A 20442-nucleotide genomic window follows, 5' to 3' on the forward strand; every position below is an offset into this window, starting at 1 on the left:
GAATGACGGAGTCCGCCGAGGCCCTGTCGCACAGGCAGCAGCTCGGCGACGGGTTCCTCCAGGACTTCCGTGCGGACGGCTACGCGGTCTTATCCCAGAAGATCGCGGGAGAGTCCCTCGAAGCCCTCCGCACGGAGTCTGATGCCCTGATCCGGCGCTTCACCCAGGACGGGTTCCGCTCGGACGACTACTGGCACTTCACCCCCGCGGGCACGGGCGCGCCCGTTCTCTACCGCATCCACAACCTGGAGGATCAGGGCTCCCCGGCGGCAACACACCTCTACACCGACGACGGCCCGCTGCACCCGATGGCCGTCGCCATCCTCGGCGGGCCCGTACGCGCCACCGCCTGCGCCATGATCGTCAAGCTGCCGGGAGTGGCCGCCTCCGTGCCTTGGCATCGTGACCGGACCAATGTTCCTCCGCACACCGTGTGCAACCTCAGCGTCTTCCTCGACGACTCCGACGTGGGCAACGGATGCCTTGAGTTCGTTCCTGGCTCCCACCTGGCGTCCGACGCGGAAGAGGCCGAGGCGCTCCGGGCGCGGGGTCCGGTCCGCGCCCTCCCGCTCTCGGCCGGTGACATCGCTGTACACGACGTACGTATCGCCCACGCCTCGCGCCGCAACACCTCCCCGAGGATCCGCCGCAGCATCGTCGTCGAGTTCGCCCCCGCTGAGCTGGAGCTGTCGTGACCATCCCCAACCCCACTGGCGAGAGTGCCAGGGTGCGGGTGGCCACCATCACGGTGGGCACCAACGAGTCCCGTTGGCTGGAGCCTTGCTTCGCCACGCTCCTGGACAGCGACGTCCCCGGGATCGACCTGACGGTCTGGTACGTGGACAACGACTCCTACGACGGCAGCACGGCCTTCGTCAAGGACCGTTTTCCCGAGGTGCGGGTCATCCAGAACGAGAGCAACGTCGGCTTCGCCCGCGCCAACAACATCGGCATGCGGGCGGCCCTCGCCGACGGCGCCGACTACGTCTTCCTCGTCAACCCGGACACCCAGACCCCGAAGTCGCTGGTGCGCGACCTGGCCGAGTTCATGGAGACCTGGACCGACTACGGCGTGGTCGGCCCCATGCAGTACGAGTACGACGAGTCGGGCAGCACCGCTTTGGGCGCGTACAACGACTGGTCGAAGTCCGCTCTGCGCTGGGGCGAGCAGCACGCCTTCGCCGGCGACTGGCCGAACCACCCCTCGCCGGCCAGCCCACCCGAAGGCCGGGCCCCGAACACCCTGGAGCACGCGTACGTCCAGGGCTCCGCCTTCTTCGTACGTGCCGCGCTGCTGCGCACCGTCGGACTCCTCGACGAGGTCTTCCACACGTACTACGAGGAGACCGACCTGTGCCGCCGCTCCCGCTGGGCCGGATGGCGCGTCGCGCTCCTGCTCGACGTCGGCATACAGCACTTCGGCGGTGGGGGAACGGCTGGCAGCAGCTATCGGCGCGTCCAGATGCGCCGCAACCGCTACTACTACCTCCTCACCGACATCGACTGGCGCCCGCTGCCCATGCTGAGCCTGGCGTCCCGGTGGCTGAGGGACGATCTGCGCGGACGTGGCGTGGGCGGGGTGACCACCTGGTGGCGTGGGACCTGGGAAACCGCGAGAGCCGTGTGCTGGCTCGTGCGCCGCGCAACTCTGATCCGGGCCCGGCGACGTGCACACCGCCGACTCGCTCTGCAGACGGACGGTCGTGTGCGACTGCGGGCAAGGAGCGAGCGGTGATCAAACCCCGGATTCTGTTCGCCGGCGTCTTCCACTGGAACGCGGGCTCCAGCCACATGATCGCCGAGTACGCCCGGGTTGCCTCGGCATCCGGATGCGAGGTCGGCGTCTCGAGCCAACTGTCGCGCTTGGACGGCACGGTGAACGGCCACCTGCCGCTCGTGGACGACATCAGTTGGGCCACCCACCTGGTCCTCGTCTTCGAGAGCAGGCAGTTCCTTTCGACCCAGCAGCGTGAACTCTGCGAGGCCGTGCCGCGGCAGCGGCGCATCATCGTGGATCCCGACGGTCACTGGGGCCTGTACGTCACCGCCGGCGTGGACGACAACGCGGGTGCGGACACCATCGAGTCCTGGCACAAGCTGTATGCCGACCTCAGCGATCTGATCCTGCAGCCGCGCTTGAACGAACGCCTCCCTGACGGGGCCGAGTTCTTCAGCTACTTCGGAATGCCGGACATCCACCCGCTCGCCAGCGACCTCCCGCACCCGCGGGCACTGCCGTACGAGCTGCAGTACGTCGGCGCGAACTGGTGGCGCTGGAGCGAGATGACCAGCCTTATCCGGGCCGCAGCCGCCGCCCAGCCGCCGATGCGACGCATCCGCGTGTGCGGACGCTGGTGGACCGGCGCTCCGCACCCCGACCACCTGACCGCCACCGCCAACGTGTCCGGCTGGATGCGGGATCACGGTGTCGAGGTGGCGCCACCCGTTCCGTTCGGGCACGTGGTCTCCACCATGTCCCAGGCGGCGATCACGCCGGTGCTGGCCCGTCCGCTGCTCGCGCGGATGGAGCTACTGACCCCCCGCATGTTCGAAACCCTCGCCTCGGGCAGCATCCCCGCGCTCTCGCCGGACCTGGGCTACCTGTCCGCGCTCTACGGCGACGACGTGGAGCTCTTCCTGCTCGACGACGATCCAGCCGACAGCCTCGCCCGGATGCTCCGTGAGCCGATCCGGTACCGCGAGCGGCTGGCGACCATCCAGCGCCGAGTACACGAACGCTTCAACTACCGCGCGGTTCTGGCGGAACTCATCCGGTTCACCCGATGATCCCTGAGAGGTCTGCTGTGTCCAACGTCCTGATCACCGGCATCACCAGCTGTGAGAGTCGCGGCGTCGAGGCCCTGGCCCGCTCCATCATCGAGCAGCTGAACACCGAAGGCCCCGGGGGAGGCGACAACGTCACCGTCCTCACCCAGACCCCGGTGCTCGACGCGGAAGCCCTCGCCCCCGCCGGCGCCCGTTGCGTGGCCGACCCGTTCGTCGTCTCCCGGTCCTGGCAGCAGATGCGCCCCCAGGAGAGCCCCGCCGAACTGGCCGAACGCCGTGAACAGCTCCTTGCCCAAGCCGATCTGGTCATCGCCACCGGGGGCGACCTGCACACCTCGGACTACGGGGTCTCCACGCCGTACCTCCGCGCCCTCACCGCCGCCCAACAGCGGGACATCCCGACGGTCATGATCGGCCAGTCCGTCGGCCCCTTCAACGACCCGGCCGATACCGAGGCATGGCTCACGGTCGCCAACCGGTGCGATCTCCTCGCCGTCCGGGAGAGCGTCTCCCTCGACTACCTCGTGGGCAAGCTCGGCCTTCCCGAACACCGAGTGCGACTGTCCTCCGACCCCGCCTTCCTGCTGCCGACATCCGCCAGCGAGCGAACAGCGGCCGTGCTCAGACCTCTAGGGCTCACCCCCGAAGACCCCTACCTCTGCCTCGCCCCCAGCCAGGGCATCACCCGCTTCAGCGCCCTGGAGGAACCCCAGCACCTGGCAGCGCTGACGCGACTCGCCACCTCCCTCGTCCGCACCCGGAAGATGCCGGTCGTCCTCGTGCCGCACTGCCACGACTCCCGGCCGCACAACGACGACCGGATCCTCGCCGCCCGTATCGCCGAAGCCGCCAACGTGCCCGAGGTCATGGCGCTGCCCGGCGCGCTGACGGCCTCCGACTACAAGGGCGTGCTGTCACAGGCCGAGCTCGTGATCTCCGAGCGCCTGCATGCCGCGATCGGCGCACTGTCCGGCGGCGCCCCGGCGATCGCGATCGGCCACTCGCACAAGTTCAACGGGGTGCTCGCCGAAACCTACGGCGGCACGGTCGACGTTGCCGGCATCCACGCGGACGTCCGTGCTTTCGCCCAGGACACCACGGTCATCGACCGGCTCGTCACCGACACCGACGCGACCGCGCTGCGCACCACCCTGCGTCAGCGGCTCCCGCTGATCACGGACCGCGCCCGCAGCGACTTTGCTCAGATCAACAAGCTCCTCGGCGCCTGAACCACCAGTCGCACAGGCGGTCCGCCTGCCCGCACCGCATCGCATCGCGCACGACCCGCTGCGGCCCAGTCCAGGGCCGCGGCGGGACCCACTCACGCCAAAGGAGACACGCCATGCCCACACATCTGGTGACCGGCGGCGCCGGCTTCATCGGGTCCCACCTTGCCGCGTCCTTGATCGAGCGCGGCGACGACGTCGTCGTCCTGGACAACCTCGACGGCGGCAAGACCGAGAACGTGCCCGTCGGCGCGACCCTCGTCGTCGGCTCGGTCGCCGACCAGGCCACGGTCGCCGAACTCTTCGCCTCGTACCGCTTCGACGGTGTCTACCACCTGGCGGCCTTCGCCGCCGAAGGCATCAGCCACGCCGTCAAGCACCACAACTACTCCGTCAACCTGCTCGGCAGCATCAACCTGATCAACGCCTCGCTGGCCGCCAAGGTCAGGTTCTTCGGCTTCGCCTCGTCGGTCGCCGTGTACGGCCACGGACACGTCCCCATGCGCGAGGACGAGCGGCCCGTCCCCGCCGACAGCTATGGCAACGCGAAGCTCGCCGTGGAGCGCGAACTCGCCGTCACCATGCAGATGCAGGGCCTGCCGTACTTCGCCCTGCGCATGCACAACGTCTACGGCGAGCGGCAGAACATGGGCGACCCGTACCGCAACGCCGTCGCCATCTTCCTCAACCAGATCATGCGCGACGAGCCGATCAGCGTGTACGGGGATGGCAGCCAGATCCGCGCCTTCACCTACGCCCCGGACATCGTCGGCACCTTCCTCGCCGCGGCCGACCAGCCGGCCGCCTGGGGCCAGGTTTTCAACGTCGGCTCGTCGCACACCAGCACCGTGCTGGAAATGGCGCACGCCGTGCGCACCGCCATGGGCGTGCCCGACCACCCGATCAAGCACCTGGCGGCCCGCGACGAGGTCCACGCCGCGTACACCGACAACAGCCTCGCCCGTAAGACGCTCGGCGACTGGGCCGACACCCCGCTCGCCGAAGGTCTGCGGCGCACCGCGGCCTGGGCCCGTGAACACGGCCCCGTGGAACCCGCGACCTCCCTCAGCATCGAGAACGACACCGCGGACAAGCCCGAGTGGTTCACCTGGGCCGCCGGACGGGCGGCGACGTCATGACGCGCCGCACCCTGGCCGTCGACGTCGGCGGCGTCCTCTACTACGACGAGCCCTTCGACCTCGCCTGGCTCCAGGGCGTCTGGGAGCTCACGCGCGCGGACGATCCCACCTTCACCATGGACGCCTTCCTCCAGGCCGTGCGCGACTTCTACCAGGGCCGCGCGCCCGGATCACCCCCGCCCAGCCTGTTCCCGCCCAACGGCACGAAGAGTTGGCAGGGTGTCCGCGAGCGATGGCCCTCGTTGGTCCAGCCCGTTCCCGGAGCCGTCAACGCCCTCAGCCACCTCGCCGAGGAGTACGAGGTGTGCATCGTCGCCAACCAGCCCCCGGAATGCCTCGCCGCCCTGCACACCCTCGGAATCGAGCAGCAAGTCCAACTCGTCGCGCTCGACTCCCTCGTCGGCTACGCCAAACCCGACCCCCGCCTCTTCAAGTGGGCCATGGACCGGCTGAGCTGGAAGCCCGAACACACCACGGTCATCGGCGACCGGCCCGACCACGACGCAGCTCCGGCACTCGCTCTCGGCTGCTCGGCAGTGATCGTCCACGTCGGCAGCGGATGGAGCGCGCCTGCTGGGGTCGCTCCCGAGATCGTGACCGCATACCGGGAGCTGAAGATCCAACGCGTCCACACAACCGAGGGAAGCACGAGGCACTGGGCCATCGGCTCCCTCGGAGACCTGGCCGATGTGCTGCGGACCATCAGCCACGAAGAGCGCAGCCCACGCCCCCGCCAGGAGGTGCGCCCATGACCCTCGGCGCCGACTTACCTCTCACCATCGTCATCTGCAGCAACCGCCCCGACAGCCTGCCGGCAGCTGTCACCCGCACGGCCGCGGCCATGGGCCCCAGGGACCGCCTCCTGGTCATCGCGGACATGCCCGCCCGGCACCTGCCCACGCTGCCCACAGGCGCCTCGTCGCCTCCGTCCCGCATACGCGTCATCTGTAACGAGGGGAACCAGGGGCTCGCCCACAGCCGCAACAAGGCCATGAAGGAGGCCACGACGCAGCACGTCGTCTTCCTCGACGACGACATCGTCCCCACCGCCGAGGCACTGACCCGGATACGCGAGGCCCTGACCGCCGGCGCGCACGTCACCGGGACGAGGATCACCGCCCACCTTCAAGGGCGCCGCCGCCCGTGGTTCCTCACCTCGGGACAGCTGCATTACCTCGGCTCCCACGCGCCGGCCCAGCCGGCGTCGATCTGGGGCGGCAGTTTCGCCATCGACGTCGAGCACGCCCGCTTGCTGGGAGTCGGCTTCGACGAGCGCCTCGGCCGGATCGGCGGCTCCCTCATCTCGGCCGAGGACACCACCTTCGTACGGGAGATGACCGCGCGCGGTGCCACCGCGACGATCCTGCACGACGCCGAGGTGCAACACCTGATCCCCGCCCACCGGCTGACCCTGTCCTACCTGCTGCGCCGCGCCTTCTGGCAGGGCCGCAGCGAAGCACGGCGTAACGACGCGCGGCGAGGCATCGCCAAGGAATGGCACCGCAACCGCTCGGGGAACGGCGCCCGTCCGGTGCGTGCCGCCCTCGCCCTGCCCTACACCGCCAGCGTTCTTCTCGGAGTGTGCCGGGAGGCCGTCACACGGAGCCGTACCAGCGCCGCCGACGCCGAAACCAGGAGCGACCGATGAAGGTAGCCATGGTCATCCCGCCGTACCGGTACGGTGCCGACCCCAGCCAGTGGATCACCGTGCCGCCCCAGGGCTACGGCGGCATCCAGTGGGTCGTCGCCACGCTCATGGACGGACTGCTGGAGGCCGGGTGCGAGATCCTCCTCCTCGGAGCTCCAGGAAGCCCGGTCCAGGACGGCATCACGGTCTCCGACGCAGTGGAGACGGCCGAGATCCACGCCGCCGTCGAAGCCTTCGGCCCGGACATCGTCCACGACCATTCGAACACCGCCGCACTGCCGGCCGATACCCCCAGGCCAACGGTGAGCACACATCACCTCAACGGTGTGCCGGAGCTCCAGACCAACGGCATCTACCTCTCCCGCGCACAACGCACTGCCGCAGGGTCCGTCTCCGCCCCGGTGATCCGGCTACCGGTCAACCCCGCACGCTGTCAGTTCCAGGAGGCGAAGGACGACTATCTCCTCTTCCTCGGCCGGGTCTCCGCGCACAAGGGCGTGCGCGAGGCAGCGGCGTTCGCGCACGCCGCCGGCGTGCCGCTGACGGTCGCCGGACCGGCCTGGGAGAAGGACTACCTGGACGCGCTGCTGGCCGACTTCCCGCATACCGTCCGCTACGTGGGCGAGGTCGGCGGCAGCGCCCGTACCCGACTGATCGCACGCGCCCGAGCGCAACTCGTGCTGTCCCAGCCGTGGGGAGGACCGTTCGGCGGACAATGGATCGAGCCCGGCGCCTCCGTGGTCTCGGAGGCCGCCGCCAGCGGCACCCCCGTGATCGCCACAGACAACGGATGCCTGCCGGAGATCGTCCCCGGCGTCGGTACGGTGCTGCCGATCGGACGGGAGATCACACCCGACGACGCGAAGGGAGTGCTTGCGTCGCTTCCCACAGCCCAGGTCGTGCGCGAAACAGCGGTGGACCGATGGGGCCACCACACCATCGCCCGCCAGTACCTGGCGGTCTACAAGAGAGCGGTCAGCGGCGAGGTCTGGACGTGACCTCGGAAGGTCACGCCTTGCGCTGCTTCGCCAGACGCTGACGGCGCGCTTCGTAGAGAACGACGGAGGCGGCGTTCGACGCGTTCAGGGAGCTGGCCGAGCCCGTCATCGGAATGCTGATCACCTGGTCACAGAGCTCTCGCCAGGCCGAGCTGAGGCCGGCGGTCTCATTGCCGATGAGCAGTAGAACCGGCTGGGTCAGATCGAATTCCGAGACCTCGGCATCGCCGTCCTCGTCCGTGCCGACGACGGCAACCGGCCGCCCCTGAGCGCGCTCCTTCTCCAGCCACTCCATGACCTCGTGGTGCGACTGGCTCCGCACCACGGGCACGGCGAAGAACGATCCCGTGGAGGCACGTACCGACTTGGGGTCGTACGGGTCCGCCGCGTGCCCCGTCACGATGAGCCCGCTTGCGCCGAAGGCGTCGGCCGACCGCACGATGCTTCCGATGTTGCCGGGCTGCGTCGGCCGGTCGAAGACCAGGCCGAGGAAGTCGTCGCGAACCTTGATCCGCGAAAGGCTGTCCGGCGCCATCTCGACCACTGCCAGGACTTCCGCAGCGCCGTCGGCCTTCTCGCTCAGCTCGGCAAGCAACTGCGGCTCCATCGCGACGCGCTCGGCGCCGACACCGCGCAGTAGATCCTCAGCCCATCGGGAGAGCGGACGACTGGCGTCGTAGAGCAGGGACCGAACGGTCCAACCATGCTCCACGGCCATCGTGATCGGCCGCACCCCCTGAACGAGGAACTCCTTGGCACGCCCTCGCTTGGTGCGGTTGTTCAGCAGCGTCTGCAGCTGCTGGAAACGGGCATTGCGGGTTGAGATCCGCTGGACTGCCACCCGTCCTCCAAGCCAAAGATGATCATTGCGTACCCGGACATCCCAGGTGAACAGGGCACCAGGGCACCCTGAAGGTTACACGTACCGGGCCGTTACCCAACGTGTTCGCCCAGTGGGGTCAGGCGTCTCCGTCCAGAGGGCAGCTGGTTTCGGAGCGATCTCGGAGTCTTCAGGACGAAGCCCATTTCGCCTGTTTATCCATGTTTCTCAGTGTCTCGATGCGATAGAACAACTGGTTGGCAGCGGCCACGTCTCCGCGATCCGCACGTCGGATGAAGGAGCCGAGCGTGTGCAGGTCCCGGATGCCGACCAGGACCGGGAGGCCCGGCCACTCCCTGATGTCATAGCCGTACCGGCGGCTGAAGTCATCCAGTTCTGCGGAGGTGCGCCCGAAGCGGACCCCTTGGAACGTGTTGGCCAGATCGATCTCGCGTGGCCCGAGTGCCGCCTCGTCCCAGTCGCCGAGCCTGATGTTCTGAGCGTCCCAGAGGGTGTTCCCTGGGTATGCGTCGCCGTGGATATGGCCGTGGCCCAAGGGGAATTCGAGCCCCACGTAAGCATTCAGGAGTTCCTGCCTGCGCTCCATAAGCCACGCTCCCGCGTCGGGCCCAAGGTGTGTGCTGGATTCCACGGCACCCTTGAGCGAGGCAAGGGGCTGGTACTGCGGCAGCGTCACAGGCGGGGCCGGCAGAGAGTGCAGGGCTCGCAGGAGGCCGCCCAGCCGACCGGTCGGGGGACGACCGTGTTCAGGCTGTGGATAGTGCTGCCAGAAGGTAACGGCGTAGGACTCGTACGCAACCGGCTGGGGCGCGTCCGCGGGTTCTGTCGCCGGAAAACCGTGTGCGACGAGCCAGCGCGTGAGTGAGACGGCCGTCGCGAGGTTCTGCTGCTGCGAGATGGGGCTCACGCGTACGACGATGCTCTCCGCTGCGAGGAGGAACACGGAGGTGGCATGGTGGTGGAGACGGGTGAGGGATCGGTCTGGCAGACCTGATGCCCGGCAGGCCATGCGGGCGGCGGACTCAGGAGAGACCGTCATTGACATGAGGTGAGGGCCTTCGCTTTGGTGTCGATCGACTGATAGCCGCGGGTGGCGTCCGCAAGCTCGCGCACAACGCGGCTCCCGGCGAACCGTGGGTCTTCCAGAAGCCTAGCCACTCCCTGCACGGCATCGCCGAGTTGTCGGATGCGACGGTCCACGGGCAGTTCGAGGATGGGTTGTAGTAGTTCGCCGACCCCCTCGATCTCGCCGATGGCGATACGCGCGGTGACGATATCGAGGCGTGCCAGGGCTTCGTCACCGTACGAACGGTGCTCCGCTGGGCCTGTCTCGTACAGCTCAATCGCCGCAGCAGCATGGTGCTCGGCCAGCTCGTGTTCGCCCAGCAGAGCGTATGTTCCACCGATGTAGTACTCCTGCTTGGCCTCCGGGAAGGTGAGCAGCCCTCCGAAACGCGTGAGTCCGTCAGGGCCTGTGTGTTGTTCACGGGCACGTTCGAGTTCCTGGAGCGCGGCCAGTGCGGTGTCCCGGTCGCCGATACGTGCCGCCGCCCTGGCCTCGATAGCTGCCGTCCTGATCCGGGTCTCGCCGTCGGGAGCGTGCCGAATCGCCTGCTGCGTGTACTCCAGGGCTGTGAACCGGTGAGTCGACCACTCCGCTATTAGCGCGGCTGTGCCCTTGACCCATGCCCGGAGATCGTTGTGGTCGGCGTGATCGGCTAACGTCCAGGCCGTCTGGAGCTGTGCGATCGCCGAGTCCTGGTCACCTAGGTTCTGTGACGCGTGAGCGAGGAGCAGGCAGCTCGTGCCGGCGAGAAGGTACAGTTCGCGGGTTTGTCCCGGCGGCTGGTGACCGCTCAGGAGGGCGAAAAGCCGGTCTCGCGTGGACAACAGGTCGTGGAAGAGCGGGTACAGAGGAGCGTGAACGTAGTCCGTCGCGATGCGGGTGATCTTGGATTCCAGCGCCTCAAGCTCGACGTCGCTTACGTTGCTCTTTGTGACCTCCTCCGTGAACTGCAGCGACTGTGCCGCGGCCTGCGCCGCGAGTTCATACAGGTTCCCGGTCCGTTCGCCGGTCGCGACCTGACGTTCTGCTGCCGGTTGTCTCCGGTGCGGCAAGAGGGCGGGCGTCGAGCTGGCGTGATGCTCGCGGAACGGCGGCGGGAGAAGGACATCAGGCGTCTCGATTCCCCTGAGGAACATGGCTACTTTGTCGAGGCTCGTCAGGCGACGGGTTCCGGCTTCGAGCATCGACACGAAGCCTTGGCTCAGCCCGGTCAGATCGGCCATGTCGTCCTGGCGGAGCTTCGCCCGCTCCCGGATGAGGCGGCTCACGAGGCCGAAGTCCCATGCGGCGATGGCTTTTTGGACTTCCTCATCCCGCCAGACGGTGTCCGGCACCTGGGATTCGAAGCGGGAGCCAAGACGTCTGCCACGTGCGCATGTGGCGCACCGGTCCTCGACGTTGTACTGGCTCAACCGGCATCCGCATTCCGCACACACGCGAGCGTGCTGTCGCATCGCACCCCCGTTTCTCGTCTGCGCACGTCAGGCTACGTCGGGTCCGAGTCGGTCGGTATCACTCCTGTAATACGCGCAGTTGATGCCCGTGGCTGCCTGTCGGCGCCTCAGCTGGCGCGAGTGGTCGCGGCGATCGCGCTCAGGAGCTGCGGTACGTCCTCGAGGCTGTCAAGGACCACGTCGGCCCCGGCCGAGGCGAGTTCGGCGGCGGTTGTCTTGCCGGACGCGACTCCGATCACCGGAGCGCCTCCTTCGAGCCCGGTACGGACGTCTTCGAGGGAGTCTCCGACGATGACGGTGTTGGAGCGAGTGAAGGCCGACCCGTACTTGGCCTGGGCTCGCTTCTGCGCGACGGCGACGAGAGCGGGACGGTGGTCGTCGTCCGAGGAGTAGCCGCCGATCTCCGTGTCTAGGTACCCGTCGAGGTCGAAGGCTTCGAGTTTCAGTAGTGCATTGGGCTTGAGGTTTCCCGTGACGACTGTGGGCAAGAGGTTCGGCTGCCTGTGGACCGCCTTCAGGGCCGCGACCGAGCCAGGCATGAGGACTCCCTGCTCGCACAGATCCTTCGAATGTGCCTCAAGACGGTGCGGCAGGAGTTCCACCATATGCGGCAGCAGGCGGGGGACATCCGATTCAGGGACGCCGTTGTCCAGAAGCAGGGACCGGATGGCGAGGGGCATGGTCACGCCGGTTCCCCGTGCTGGCAGGCGTTCCGCCGGACGTCCAACGATTTCGGCGAAGGTTTCACGGTAGACCTGCCGGTCGATGTCACCGACGTACACCAGCGTGCGGTCGATGTCCCAGAGCACAAGCGTCATCGGGGTCTCCGTCAACTTCGGCTCCCTGTTCCCGCCGCGCCGGCGGCTCGTTCCAGAACGCCTTGAGCGTACGGGCTGTGGATCACTGGCCGGAGATGGCCGAGCATGACGTCGATGTGGTCGTTCAGCCGGGCGGACTGGAGTTGGTCAGCGAGGTCGAGGGCTTCGTGTGCTGTTACGGATCCGGCTTCAAGATCGCCGTTGGCCAAGTGGGCGGTTGCGGCGCGCGAGAGAAACAGGCCCCTGGTCCGGTGGTCACCGGGGTTGAGGGCTTCCCGTGCCTTGGTGAAGCTGGCGACCGCGTTCCGCGGATCGCCGAGGTCAAGGTGGCAGCTTCCGGCCTGCCCGTGGATCTCCCCTTCGTTGATCCAGTACAGCCACTCCGGATCGTGCTCTGAGCGGCCCTGGGCGCAGAGTTCTGCAGCGCGTCCGAGTGCGGCGAGTGCGGCCTGCCGCTCGCCGAGCTTCGCGTGCCCGCGGGCCTGCCGGGTGAGCAGCATGGCTTCGAGAGCGGGCGTGCCGAGCTTCCTGACTTTCTCCCGTGCAGTCTGAGCTGCGGTGACGGCGTGGTGCGGTGCCTCTGTGGAGTAGGCATGGATGGCTATGTACGAGAGAGCGCCGGCGCCGAGCCGGACGTCTCCGGAGGCTTTGGCGGCACGGAGGGCGGCGTACAGGTAGCCGAGCGTCTGCTCACGTTCGCCGGAATCGAAGACGAACCAGCCTGTCTGGGTCGCGGTATCGGCGATGATCGCCGCGAGCCGCCGTCCTGTGGCCATGTCGTAGGAGGTGTGGTCCACAAGGTGCCTGAGGAATCTGAGGTGGGTGTTGCCCAGTTCGGTCAGGGGGCCGGCGCCGCCGCTGGCGTCCATGGTCCGGAGGCCGTCGGTTGTGTGTTGAAGGCTGTCGAGCAGCTCGTAGGTGAGTGGGCTTCCTTCAGCGGCACGTTGGAGAGGCTCTGCTTCCGCGCTGTCCCATTGGTTGACGAAGGCGGTGAGTGCTACGCCGCTGGCGGTGAGGAATCGTCGGCGTTTCATAGCGCTCCCTCCGACCGCGGTATCCAGTGCTGCCACCATACGGGCAGTGGTCCAGGGCAGGGTCGGGTCCGCGTCTCCAGCGAACAGATCAGGGGTTGCTTGCCGCACATCGGCCGTGGCCTGCGGGATGGGCAGCGGGACGAGTTCGGCAGGTACGCCCAGGCCCGTCAGGAACTCGATGATCTTGTCGATGTTGGTCAGGCGACGGGTGCCCGCCTCCAGCATGGACAGAAATGCCTGACTCAGACCGGTGAGCTGAGCCATGTCGCCTTGCCGGAGGGAACCGCGCAGTCGGATCAAACGGCTGGCCTGGCCGAAGTCCCAGGCGGCGAGCGCAATACGAACGTCCGGGTCGAACCAAACATGGTCCGGCACGATAGGGGCGTGTTGTTCGAGGGCGCGGTGACGAGCGCACGTGAAGCACAGCGTGTCCGTGTTGTAGCTGCTCAGTCGGCCACCGCATCGGTCACAGCTTCGCATCGGCCGCTGATGCACGTCATGCCTCCCCATAAGTGAGCACACGCAACCTCGACTACTCCTCGCGAGCTGGAATCACACAAGTGATATCACCTGCGGAATGTGTGCGCGGGACGTTTTACCGCCAGTGTTGGGAGCACCCCCGCAGCGCGGCGCGCAGAACCGGCCGAGAGAGTGACCATTCGGGCCCATCTACTCGTCCCGCCACGGGAACGCGAACCAGTCGCTGACCCTCAACGGAGTCCACTTTGTCCTCCGCCTCACGAACACGGTTGGCCCGCAGCCTGTTCCTGTCCCCACAAGGCCCATTTCATGCGTCCTACCGGGCAGGAGCACCGCCTCGCTGGATGGTGTGCGGTGGCCATTAGCATATCCGCCGTTGTGCTCCTGGGCATTCTCGTCTTCATCTTCGTCAAGAAGAACGGACTGAACGCGGCGCACGCCATCGTGTGCATTTTGTTCGGGTTCTTCCTTGCAAGCACGTCCATGGCTCCGAGCATCAACCGGTTCGTTACCGGAATTGCAGACATGATCGGCCAGGTTCGCTTTTAGGGTGACTCATGCCATAGCCGGGCGCCCACCCAGCTGAGCTGCCTGGCGCCCCTGCATTCCGCGGCCCATTCCCCACAATCCTGAGGCCCCCTAATGGCATTCACGCTCAACCGGAGACGCACCTCGCATCATGCTGCCCGTCAGACGAACAGTCCCGTCCAGCCTCTGAGGCGTGGCCAATTCCGATCCGAGGGCCCGTGATGCGTCTTGTGTATCACCCAGCGGGTCATGACGACGACCTGCGTGTGGCCTTGGAGGAACTGGAGGCGGGCCGCTGGCGAACTACCGGGAAGCTACTTCTGGACACAGGCACACACTGGGCGCTGCGGACGTCGCGCACACAGATGCTGGCCGTGGCGGCAGCTCGGTCGGATGTGGTCGGTGTGTGGCTCCACGAGGAGCCCGGCAGCTACGACGCGCAGGTGATGGGTGCTCGCGTAGCCGTCGAGCGGGCGCTGCGTGCGCACCGTCAACGGCATCCGGGGACCTTGGAGTTGGAGTTCAAAGCGCGGCGCGAAGTGATACTCGCGGCTCGTCGCGTGCCGCAGGATCCGGTGCCGTGGGTGTGCCTCGTGGCCTTGGCGCAGATTGACACCCGGCAGCTGCGTCATGAGCACCGTGCGGTGCCCGCCGAGCCGATGCTGCCGAGCGGTCCGTGGGGGTTGCTGTACGAGGTCAACCAGCGTGATCCGTACAACCGCGAGGCTTATCACCGCGTCCTGCAGTTCATGCTCGCCCTGGACGGACCGCAGGCCGCGTCCTTGGCCGCCATCTTCGACTTCGGGCGGTGGGTGGTGTCGCAACGGCCCGTACGGTCGCCGTTGTTGCTGCTGCCGGCGTACGCCCAGGTCGAGCAGCGGCGACGGTCGCACGCTGATCCTTTGTGGCGGCGGCAGTGGGCGCACGAGTCGACGCTCGACTACACGCTGAGTGCGTTCTACGACTGGTTCCGCAAAGCACCCGCTCGGGAGCGATCGGTGGCCGATCTGAACCTTCTCGCCTACGCCTTGTGGGCGGGCCACCAGTATGTGGAAGCCGCCGAGGTGTTTGAGGCCATGGGCCCATACGCGGCTCGCGAGCCGTGGGCCTCAGTGCATGACGGGGCGGCGGGGCCAGACCCCGCTGCTGCTCTGCTCCTGAGAGCGCGTGCAGAGTCCCTGTCCTTCGCCCGCACACATCGTCCCCGTACCAGACCCCATCCATAACCCGGTTGGCATGAGCCTGCCCTGTTTCATCTCGAACCTTGGAGGATCCCCATGTCTCACTTGAGTCCCGGCCATCGCGCAACAGCCCGGAAGCCCGACGACGCGTACTTGCGGGAGCTTGGCTACGAGCCGGTGCTGACCCGGCGCATGGGGCCGTTCGGGAACTTCGCGATCAGCTTCTCCGTCATCAGCGTCTTGTCCGGCTGTATGACCCTGTACGGGTTCGGTCTGAACACCGGCGGCCCGTCCGTGATGCTGTGGGGCTGGGTCGTCGTGGGCGCCATGGTGATGTTCATCGGCGCCGGGCTGGCCGAGGTGACTTCCGCCTATCCGACCTCCGGAGCCTTGTATTACCAGGCGGAGCAGCTCGGCGGCCGGAAGTGGGGCTGGTACACGGGCTGGCTCAACTTGCTGGGCCTGCTCGGTGCGATCGCCGGCATCGACTACGGGGCCGCGCTGTTCACGGGCGCCTTCCTCAACCTGCAGTGGGGCTTCGAGCCGACCCCTGGCAAGATCATGGTGATCTTCCTGTGCATCCTCGCCCTGCACCTCGCGCTGAACCTGTTCGGAGTCCGGCTGGTCAGCATCCTCAACAGCATCAGCGTTTGGTGGCACCTGGCCGGCGTCACAGTGATCGCCGGCGCGCTGGCGTTTGTGCCCTCCCACCACCAGTCGACAGATTTCGTGTTCGGCGAGTTCGTCAACAACACAGGCTGGTCCAGCCCTTTGTACGTGGCGGTGCTCGGCCTGCTGCTGGCCCAGTACACCTTCTGCGGCTACGACGCTTCCGCGCACCTGTCAGAAGAGACCACGGACGCCCAGGTGTCTGCTTCCCGGGGGATCATCCACGCGATCGGCTGGTCGTGGCTGGCCGGGTTCGTGCTGCTGGCCGGGCTCACCTTCGCGATCCAGGACTATGCGGGCACCGTGGGCACAGCGACGGGGGTACCGCCAGCACAGATCTTCCTCGACGCCCTGGGCATGGCGGGGGCGAAGGCGCTGCTCCTGGTCGTGATAGTCGCCCAGCTGTTCTGCGGCAACGCAGAGACCGCGGCGGCCAGCCGGATGGTGTTCGCATTCTCTCGGGACGGAGCGCTCCCAGGCTCTCAACTGTGGCGGCAGGTGGATCGTCGTACCGGCACCCCGCGCAAGGCGGTGCTGCTGTCCGTGGTGTGCGCCGCGGTGCTGGCGCTGCCGAGTCTGTACAGCCCGGTCGCGTACGCGGCGATCACCAGCATCAACGTCATAGGCATCACCCCGGCGTACGCGATCCCGATCTTCCTGCGGGTCAAGAACCGGCACCGGTTCAAGCCCGGCCCGTGGAACCTGGGCAGCTGGGGCGTGATCGTGGGCACAATCGCCGTCATCTGGGTGGTGTTCGTGACCGTCCTGTTCTGTCTGCCCCAGACCCGCCCCGAGGGCGGCGCTCTCGCCACGGTCGACACGTTCAACTACGCGCCGGTGGCTCTGCTCGTCGTGCTCGCGCTGGCATGGGGGTGGTGGCACAAGCAGGGCAGCACGTACGAGGTGCCGGCCCAGAACTTCGACCGCTCGACGGGCGAGTACGAAGACGAGGTCGTGTGATGACCACAACGAGCAACGGCACAGCCCCGCGCCTGGCCGTAGCGGCGGCTGCCGCGTCGGGGGCACGCTCGGAGAAGGCCCTGTCCTTGAGCGACCTGCGCAACCTCGTAAAGGGCGGCGCGATCGACACCGTGCTGCTGGCCCTTCCCGATCTGCAGGGGAGGCTGAAAGGAAAACGGTACGACGCCGACCACTTCCTCAAGCGCGTCGCGCATCACGGTGCCGAACTGTGCGCCTACGTCCTAGCCACCGACGCTGAGATGAGCCCGGCGGACGGCTTCGCACTGACCTCGTGGGACAGCGGCTACCAGGACCTGTCCGTTCAGCCAGCCCTCGGAACCCTGCGTGTGGTGCCGTGGCTGCCGCGCACCGCCATCGTCCTCGGCGACGCCGTACACCACGACGGAACCCCCATCGATGTCGCGCCCCGCCAGATCCTCCATCAGCAGCTGACCCGGCTGTCACGGCACGGCCTTCAAGCCAAGGCGGGAATCGAGACCGAGTTCACCCTCTACCAGGGCACGTACGCGGAAGCGGAACGGGTCGGGTGCCAGGGTCTGCGGCCCGTGACGTTGGAGAATCTTGACTACGCACTCGACCATGCCCCCGCCTGCGACCGGTTCTTCCGCCGCCTGCAGCGGGCACTGGCCGGGGCGGGCATGCCCGTGGAAGCGATCAAGACCGAGGCCGGCCCCGGCCAGGTTGAGGTGACATTCCCGTACGGACCCGCGCTCACCGCCTGCGACCGGCACCTGCTGTTCAAGCACGCGGTGCGCACGCTGGGGACGCGCGCCGGACTGGCGCCCACGTTCATGGCGGCACCGGAGACCGGGTGGGCCAACGGCCTACACCTCCACGTCTCGCTGTGGTCGAAAGCCCTCAGCCAACTCCACGCCCCCGACAACGAATACGAGCTGTCCCAGATGGGACGGCACGCAATCGCGGGACTGCTCGCAGGGCTGCCGGAGCTGGGCCCGTTTTATGCCCCGAACGTCAACTCCTACAAGCGATTCACGCCCGCCTCGTTCGCGCCGACCATGCTCCATTGGGGCCACGACAACCGTACGTGCGCTGTCCGCGTCGTCGGTCACGGAGAGGACCTCCATCTGGAGATCCGTGTGCCGGGGGCGGATGCCAACCCCTATTTGGCCCTGTCCGCGGTGCTGGCGGCGATCGACTACGGCATCGAGCAGCAGCTCGCCCTCGGCCCTGAGGCGGCCGGCAACGCCTACAGCGGAGGCGGCATCCCTGTGCCGCCCACCCTCGCTGATGCCCTGGCCGCCTTCCAGGAAAGCGCCCTGGCCCATGGAGCGTTCGGCACCGAGGTGGTCGAGCACTACGCCCATCTCGCCCGCTTGGAACTCGACCACCAGCAGCGTCTGGTCACCGATGCCGAGCGCCAGAGGTGGCTGGCCCGGGCCTGACCGTCAAGGCACCCAGAAGGAAGGACCTGGAACTTCCGTGAGTGCACGACCGGCGCGCCCGCCGCGTACCTCGAACTCACACCCGCTCAGGTTCGGAGCCCAGAAGGTCGCAGAGGGCAAGAGCACCGATGCGATCGCATCCGAACTGGCCATCACCGGGGGACGATCAACGTGCAGATGAAGCACTGCGGTCAGAAGCTCGGGGTAAGCGGTCGGGCCGTCGTCGTCCACGCGTGCTACGTCACAGGGCAGCTCAAGCGTCCCGGGAAGGCAGTCTTCCCGGAGACGTTCTCGGCCCCAGAGACCGAGACGTGGCGGTGATCGCCATCGGTACGAGCTCAGACCGAGTTGTCAGTCCCCCGTGACACACTCCCCATCCCCGCATAACCACCAAGAGCACCCCATCAATCACCTTTTGTGATCGAACTGGGTGGCATGGCCAATGGAAGGGCGCACCAAACGTGACCGATATGCCCCGCGCACTCCACCAGCTGGTGGAATCGGTGACCGACACCTACACCGTGGTTGCCGAACACTCCCGGCCCGGCGACATCAGACCATCCCTCTGGGAGATCGACGGACTCTGCGGCGAGCGATGGTTCGCCAAACAGCATGTCGGCCCGAAGCTCCACCGGCGTGAGGTTGACGCGTACCGGAAGTGGACGGTCTCCCTGGGTGCCGACCGTGCGCCCGAGCTCATCGCTTCGAACGCGGAGACGCGAACCGTCCTGGTCACTGCAGTGCCTGGCCGCAGCTTGGACACGCTGCGGTTGCCGGCCGAGCAGGAGCGCAAGGCGTATGAGCAGGCCGGTGAACTCCTGGCCCGGCATCACACCGCGGCGGCGGACGAGCCGACCACGAAAATGACCGAGGAGGCGTGGGACTCGACGGCTGCGAAGCTACTGGATGAGGCTGCCTCCCACGTGCCGGAGCATGAGATCACGATCGTGCGTGCGCTCGTCAAGGAGCCACCGCCGCGTCTGCCGCAGGTGGCGGCGCACGGCGACTACATGCCCAAGAACTGGATGTGGGACGAGGCTGAGCAACGGCTTCGGATCATCGACTTTGAGCGAGCGGAACTTCAGCCCGCTGCCCGCCGGGACTTCAGCCGCCTGCGCTACCGGATTCTTCTGCAGCGCCCCGACCTCCTTGCCGCTGTCCACCACGGATTCGGCCGCCAGCTCACCGAAGAGGAGCTGGCTGCATGCCAGGCGTACGCGGCCTTGGACGCCCTCGACTCGCTGTCCTGGGGGATCACACACCACGACATCGGGCTCGTCGACGAGGCCCACACCATGCTGGAGAACCTGCGTCAGGAGAGCGGCGCGCGCATGTGGGGCGGGTGGGGTTCGTGAACGCCTTTGCCGGAACTGCCTCTTACTACAGGCGCTTCCGCCCCGGCATCCCAGTCGACCTTGCCGTCCTTCTCTCCCACGAGGCGCCCGCGGCTTCTCCACGGCGTCTGCTGGACATCGGCACCGGCCCAGGGCTCGTTGCCCGCGCGCTCACGCCGCACTTCGACGAGGTGATCGCGGTCGACTCCGACCAGGCGATGTGCGCGGAAGCTGATGCAGTGCTCCGTCCCGCGCTCTCCGGCGGTCAGCGGTTGCAGATCCGGCATGCGCTGGCGGAGGACTTCGAACCGCCGGCGGGATGGCAGCCGCACCTCGTTACCTGTGGCCGTGTCTTTCACTGGCTCGACCGGCCTCGTTTCCTCGACCGACTAGCCGAGTACGTGGACCCCAGAGGTGCGCTTGCGGTGTTCAGCGATCGCAGCCTGTGGACCGCCGAGAGTGCCTGGCAGCAAACCGCGCGCGCCGTCGTCCAGCAGTTCCTCGGTGAGCAGCGGCGAGCGGGGGATGGCGTCTTCGGCCCGTCTGGGCCCCGTTACGAAGAAGTGCTGCGCGCTTCCGCCTTCTGCGAGGTCACCACCGCGACCATCCCCGTCCACCGCGAATGGAGCATCGCCGAAGTCATCGGCTACCTGTACTCGACTTCGTTCGCGGCCTCGCATCTGTTCGGCGACCACCAGGATGCCTTCGAGACGGCACTTACCGAGGCCCTGGTCCCCTTCGCGGAAGGCGGGTTCCTCGTGGAGGACAACACATTCACCGTCCTCACCGCGCGCCGCCCCTCTTCCACGGACCGGTGACGGGGATGAGCGAGTCGGAGTGGAACGCGTCGGTGAC

At 67.4% G+C, this 20442-nt stretch carries 19 protein-coding genes; 14 read left to right on the plus strand and 5 right to left on the minus strand.

Annotated features, from left to right (window positions below; genetic code table 11):
* The first annotated feature begins 2 nt into the window (after positions 1-2).
* The 8 genes from SCAB_RS10140 (at position 3) to SCAB_RS10175 (ending at position 7798) form a co-directional block, all read left to right on the plus strand.
* Positions 3-695 (plus strand): phytanoyl-CoA dioxygenase family protein, encoded by a 693-nt coding sequence (locus SCAB_RS10140; protein ID WP_012999977.1) that lies wholly within the window; start codon positions 3-5, stop codon positions 693-695.
* The gene (locus SCAB_RS10145) at positions 692-1735 is read left to right on the plus strand and encodes a glycosyltransferase family 2 protein (RefSeq protein ID WP_231884934.1); all 1044 of its coding nucleotides are present in this window, start codon (positions 692-694) and stop codon (positions 1733-1735) included. The genes SCAB_RS10140 and SCAB_RS10145 overlap by 4 nt, the downstream gene beginning before the upstream one ends.
* Entirely contained in the window at positions 1732-2787 is a 1056-nt protein-coding gene (locus SCAB_RS10150; RefSeq protein WP_012999979.1) for a glycosyltransferase, read from the plus strand. The genes SCAB_RS10145 and SCAB_RS10150 overlap by 4 nt, the downstream gene beginning before the upstream one ends.
* The gene (locus tag SCAB_RS10155; protein ID WP_078580090.1) at positions 2784-4016 is read left to right on the plus strand and encodes a polysaccharide pyruvyl transferase family protein; all 1233 of its coding nucleotides are present in this window, start codon (positions 2784-2786) and stop codon (positions 4014-4016) included. The genes SCAB_RS10150 and SCAB_RS10155 overlap by 4 nt, the downstream gene beginning before the upstream one ends.
* Before the next feature lie 113 nt (positions 4017-4129).
* Positions 4130-5152: an NAD-dependent epimerase/dehydratase family protein gene (locus tag SCAB_RS10160; RefSeq protein ID WP_012999981.1), complete on the plus strand. Its 1023-nt coding sequence runs from the start codon at positions 4130-4132 to the stop codon at positions 5150-5152.
* Positions 5149-5904, plus strand: a complete 756-nt coding sequence (locus SCAB_RS43715) for an HAD family hydrolase (protein ID WP_148274190.1) — start codon at positions 5149-5151, stop codon at positions 5902-5904. Before SCAB_RS10160 ends, SCAB_RS43715 begins: the two co-directional genes overlap by 4 nt.
* Positions 5901-6800: a glycosyltransferase family 2 protein gene (locus SCAB_RS10170; protein ID WP_012999983.1), complete on the plus strand. Its 900-nt coding sequence runs from the start codon at positions 5901-5903 to the stop codon at positions 6798-6800. The genes SCAB_RS43715 and SCAB_RS10170 overlap by 4 nt, the downstream gene beginning before the upstream one ends.
* Positions 6797-7798 carry a glycosyltransferase gene (locus SCAB_RS10175; RefSeq protein WP_012999984.1) on the plus strand — a complete coding sequence of 334 codons (1002 nt, stop codon included), beginning with the start codon at positions 6797-6799 and terminating at the stop codon, positions 7796-7798. The genes SCAB_RS10170 and SCAB_RS10175 overlap by 4 nt, the downstream gene beginning before the upstream one ends.
* 10 nt (positions 7799-7808) lie before the next feature.
* Here the strand turns inward: SCAB_RS10175 and SCAB_RS10180 are convergent, their stop codons facing one another.
* The 5 genes from SCAB_RS10180 to SCAB_RS10200 form a co-directional block, all read right to left on the minus strand.
* Entirely contained in the window at positions 7809-8639 is an 831-nt protein-coding gene (locus SCAB_RS10180) for an RNA methyltransferase (RefSeq protein WP_012999985.1), read from the minus strand.
* 169 nt (positions 8640-8808) lie between these two features.
* Positions 8809-9684, minus strand: coding sequence for a phosphotransferase family protein (locus tag SCAB_RS10185; protein ID WP_041669015.1), 876 nt, complete (start codon positions 9682-9684; stop codon positions 8809-8811).
* Complete coding sequence (locus SCAB_RS10190; protein ID WP_231884937.1) at positions 9675-11117, minus strand: helix-turn-helix domain-containing protein; 1443 nt, start codon at positions 11115-11117, stop codon at positions 9675-9677. The genes SCAB_RS10185 and SCAB_RS10190 overlap by 10 nt, the downstream gene beginning before the upstream one ends.
* Positions 11118-11266: 149 nt before the next feature.
* Positions 11267-11977 (minus strand): HAD family hydrolase, encoded by a 711-nt coding sequence (locus SCAB_RS10195; RefSeq protein ID WP_012999988.1) that lies wholly within the window; start codon positions 11975-11977, stop codon positions 11267-11269.
* 11 nt (positions 11978-11988) lie between these two features.
* Positions 11989-13386 (minus strand): helix-turn-helix domain-containing protein, encoded by a 1398-nt coding sequence (locus tag SCAB_RS10200; RefSeq protein WP_012999989.1) that lies wholly within the window; start codon positions 13384-13386, stop codon positions 11989-11991.
* A 459-nt stretch (positions 13387-13845) separates the two neighbouring features.
* On the opposite strand from SCAB_RS10200, the gene SCAB_RS10205 reads away from it, so the two are divergent.
* From SCAB_RS10205 to SCAB_RS10230, 6 genes are all read left to right on the plus strand, one after another.
* Complete coding sequence (locus tag SCAB_RS10205; RefSeq protein WP_041669016.1) at positions 13846-14040, plus strand: hypothetical protein; 195 nt, start codon at positions 13846-13848, stop codon at positions 14038-14040.
* A gap of 200 nt (positions 14041-14240) precedes the next feature.
* Complete coding sequence (locus SCAB_RS10210; RefSeq protein WP_041670496.1) at positions 14241-15245, plus strand: hypothetical protein; 1005 nt, start codon at positions 14241-14243, stop codon at positions 15243-15245.
* A 51-nt stretch (positions 15246-15296) separates the two neighbouring features.
* Complete coding sequence (locus tag SCAB_RS10215) at positions 15297-16829, plus strand: amino acid permease (protein ID WP_012999992.1); 1533 nt, start codon at positions 15297-15299, stop codon at positions 16827-16829.
* A complete protein-coding gene (locus tag SCAB_RS10220; RefSeq protein ID WP_106437247.1) occupies positions 16829-18253 on the plus strand; it encodes a glutamine synthetase family protein in 1425 nt (474 codons plus the stop codon). The genes SCAB_RS10215 and SCAB_RS10220 overlap by 1 nt, the downstream gene beginning before the upstream one ends.
* A 503-nt stretch (positions 18254-18756) precedes the next feature.
* Complete coding sequence (locus SCAB_RS10225; protein ID WP_231884940.1) at positions 18757-19608, plus strand: aminoglycoside phosphotransferase family protein; 852 nt, start codon at positions 18757-18759, stop codon at positions 19606-19608.
* Positions 19605-20405, plus strand: a complete 801-nt coding sequence (locus SCAB_RS10230) for a class I SAM-dependent methyltransferase (protein WP_041670502.1) — start codon at positions 19605-19607, stop codon at positions 20403-20405. The genes SCAB_RS10225 and SCAB_RS10230 overlap by 4 nt, the downstream gene beginning before the upstream one ends.
* The last annotated feature ends 37 nt before the right edge of the window (positions 20406-20442 follow it).

The sequence above is a fragment of the Streptomyces scabiei 87.22 genome (assembly GCF_000091305.1).
Classification (GTDB): Bacteria; Actinomycetota; Actinomycetes; order Streptomycetales; family Streptomycetaceae; genus Streptomyces; species Streptomyces scabiei.

Excerpts from the sequence above, each read along its gene's own strand:
- SCAB_RS43715 (WP_148274190.1), top strand. The coding sequence starts at position 5,149 with ATGACGCGCCGCACCCTGGCCGTCGACGTCGGCGGCGTCCTCTACTAC.
- SCAB_RS10215 (WP_012999992.1), top strand. The coding sequence starts at position 15,297 with ATGTCTCACTTGAGTCCCGGCCATCGCGCAACAGCCCGGAAGCCCGAC.
- SCAB_RS10220 (WP_106437247.1), top strand. The coding sequence starts at position 16,829 with ATGACCACAACGAGCAACGGCACAGCCCCGCGCCTGGCCGTAGCGGCG.
- SCAB_RS10185 (WP_041669015.1), bottom strand. The coding sequence starts at position 9,684 with ATGTCAATGACGGTCTCTCCTGAGTCCGCCGCCCGCATGGCCTGCCGG.
- SCAB_RS10175 (WP_012999984.1), top strand. The coding sequence starts at position 6,797 with ATGAAGGTAGCCATGGTCATCCCGCCGTACCGGTACGGTGCCGACCCC.
- SCAB_RS10160 (WP_012999981.1), top strand. The coding sequence starts at position 4,130 with ATGCCCACACATCTGGTGACCGGCGGCGCCGGCTTCATCGGGTCCCAC.
- SCAB_RS10195 (WP_012999988.1), bottom strand. The coding sequence starts at position 11,977 with ATGACGCTTGTGCTCTGGGACATCGACCGCACGCTGGTGTACGTCGGT.
- SCAB_RS10170 (WP_012999983.1), top strand. The coding sequence starts at position 5,901 with ATGACCCTCGGCGCCGACTTACCTCTCACCATCGTCATCTGCAGCAAC.
- SCAB_RS10155 (WP_078580090.1), top strand. The coding sequence starts at position 2,784 with ATGATCCCTGAGAGGTCTGCTGTGTCCAACGTCCTGATCACCGGCATC.
- SCAB_RS10210 (WP_041670496.1), top strand. The coding sequence starts at position 14,241 with ATGCGTCTTGTGTATCACCCAGCGGGTCATGACGACGACCTGCGTGTG.
- SCAB_RS10140 (WP_012999977.1), top strand. The coding sequence starts at position 3 with ATGACGGAGTCCGCCGAGGCCCTGTCGCACAGGCAGCAGCTCGGCGAC.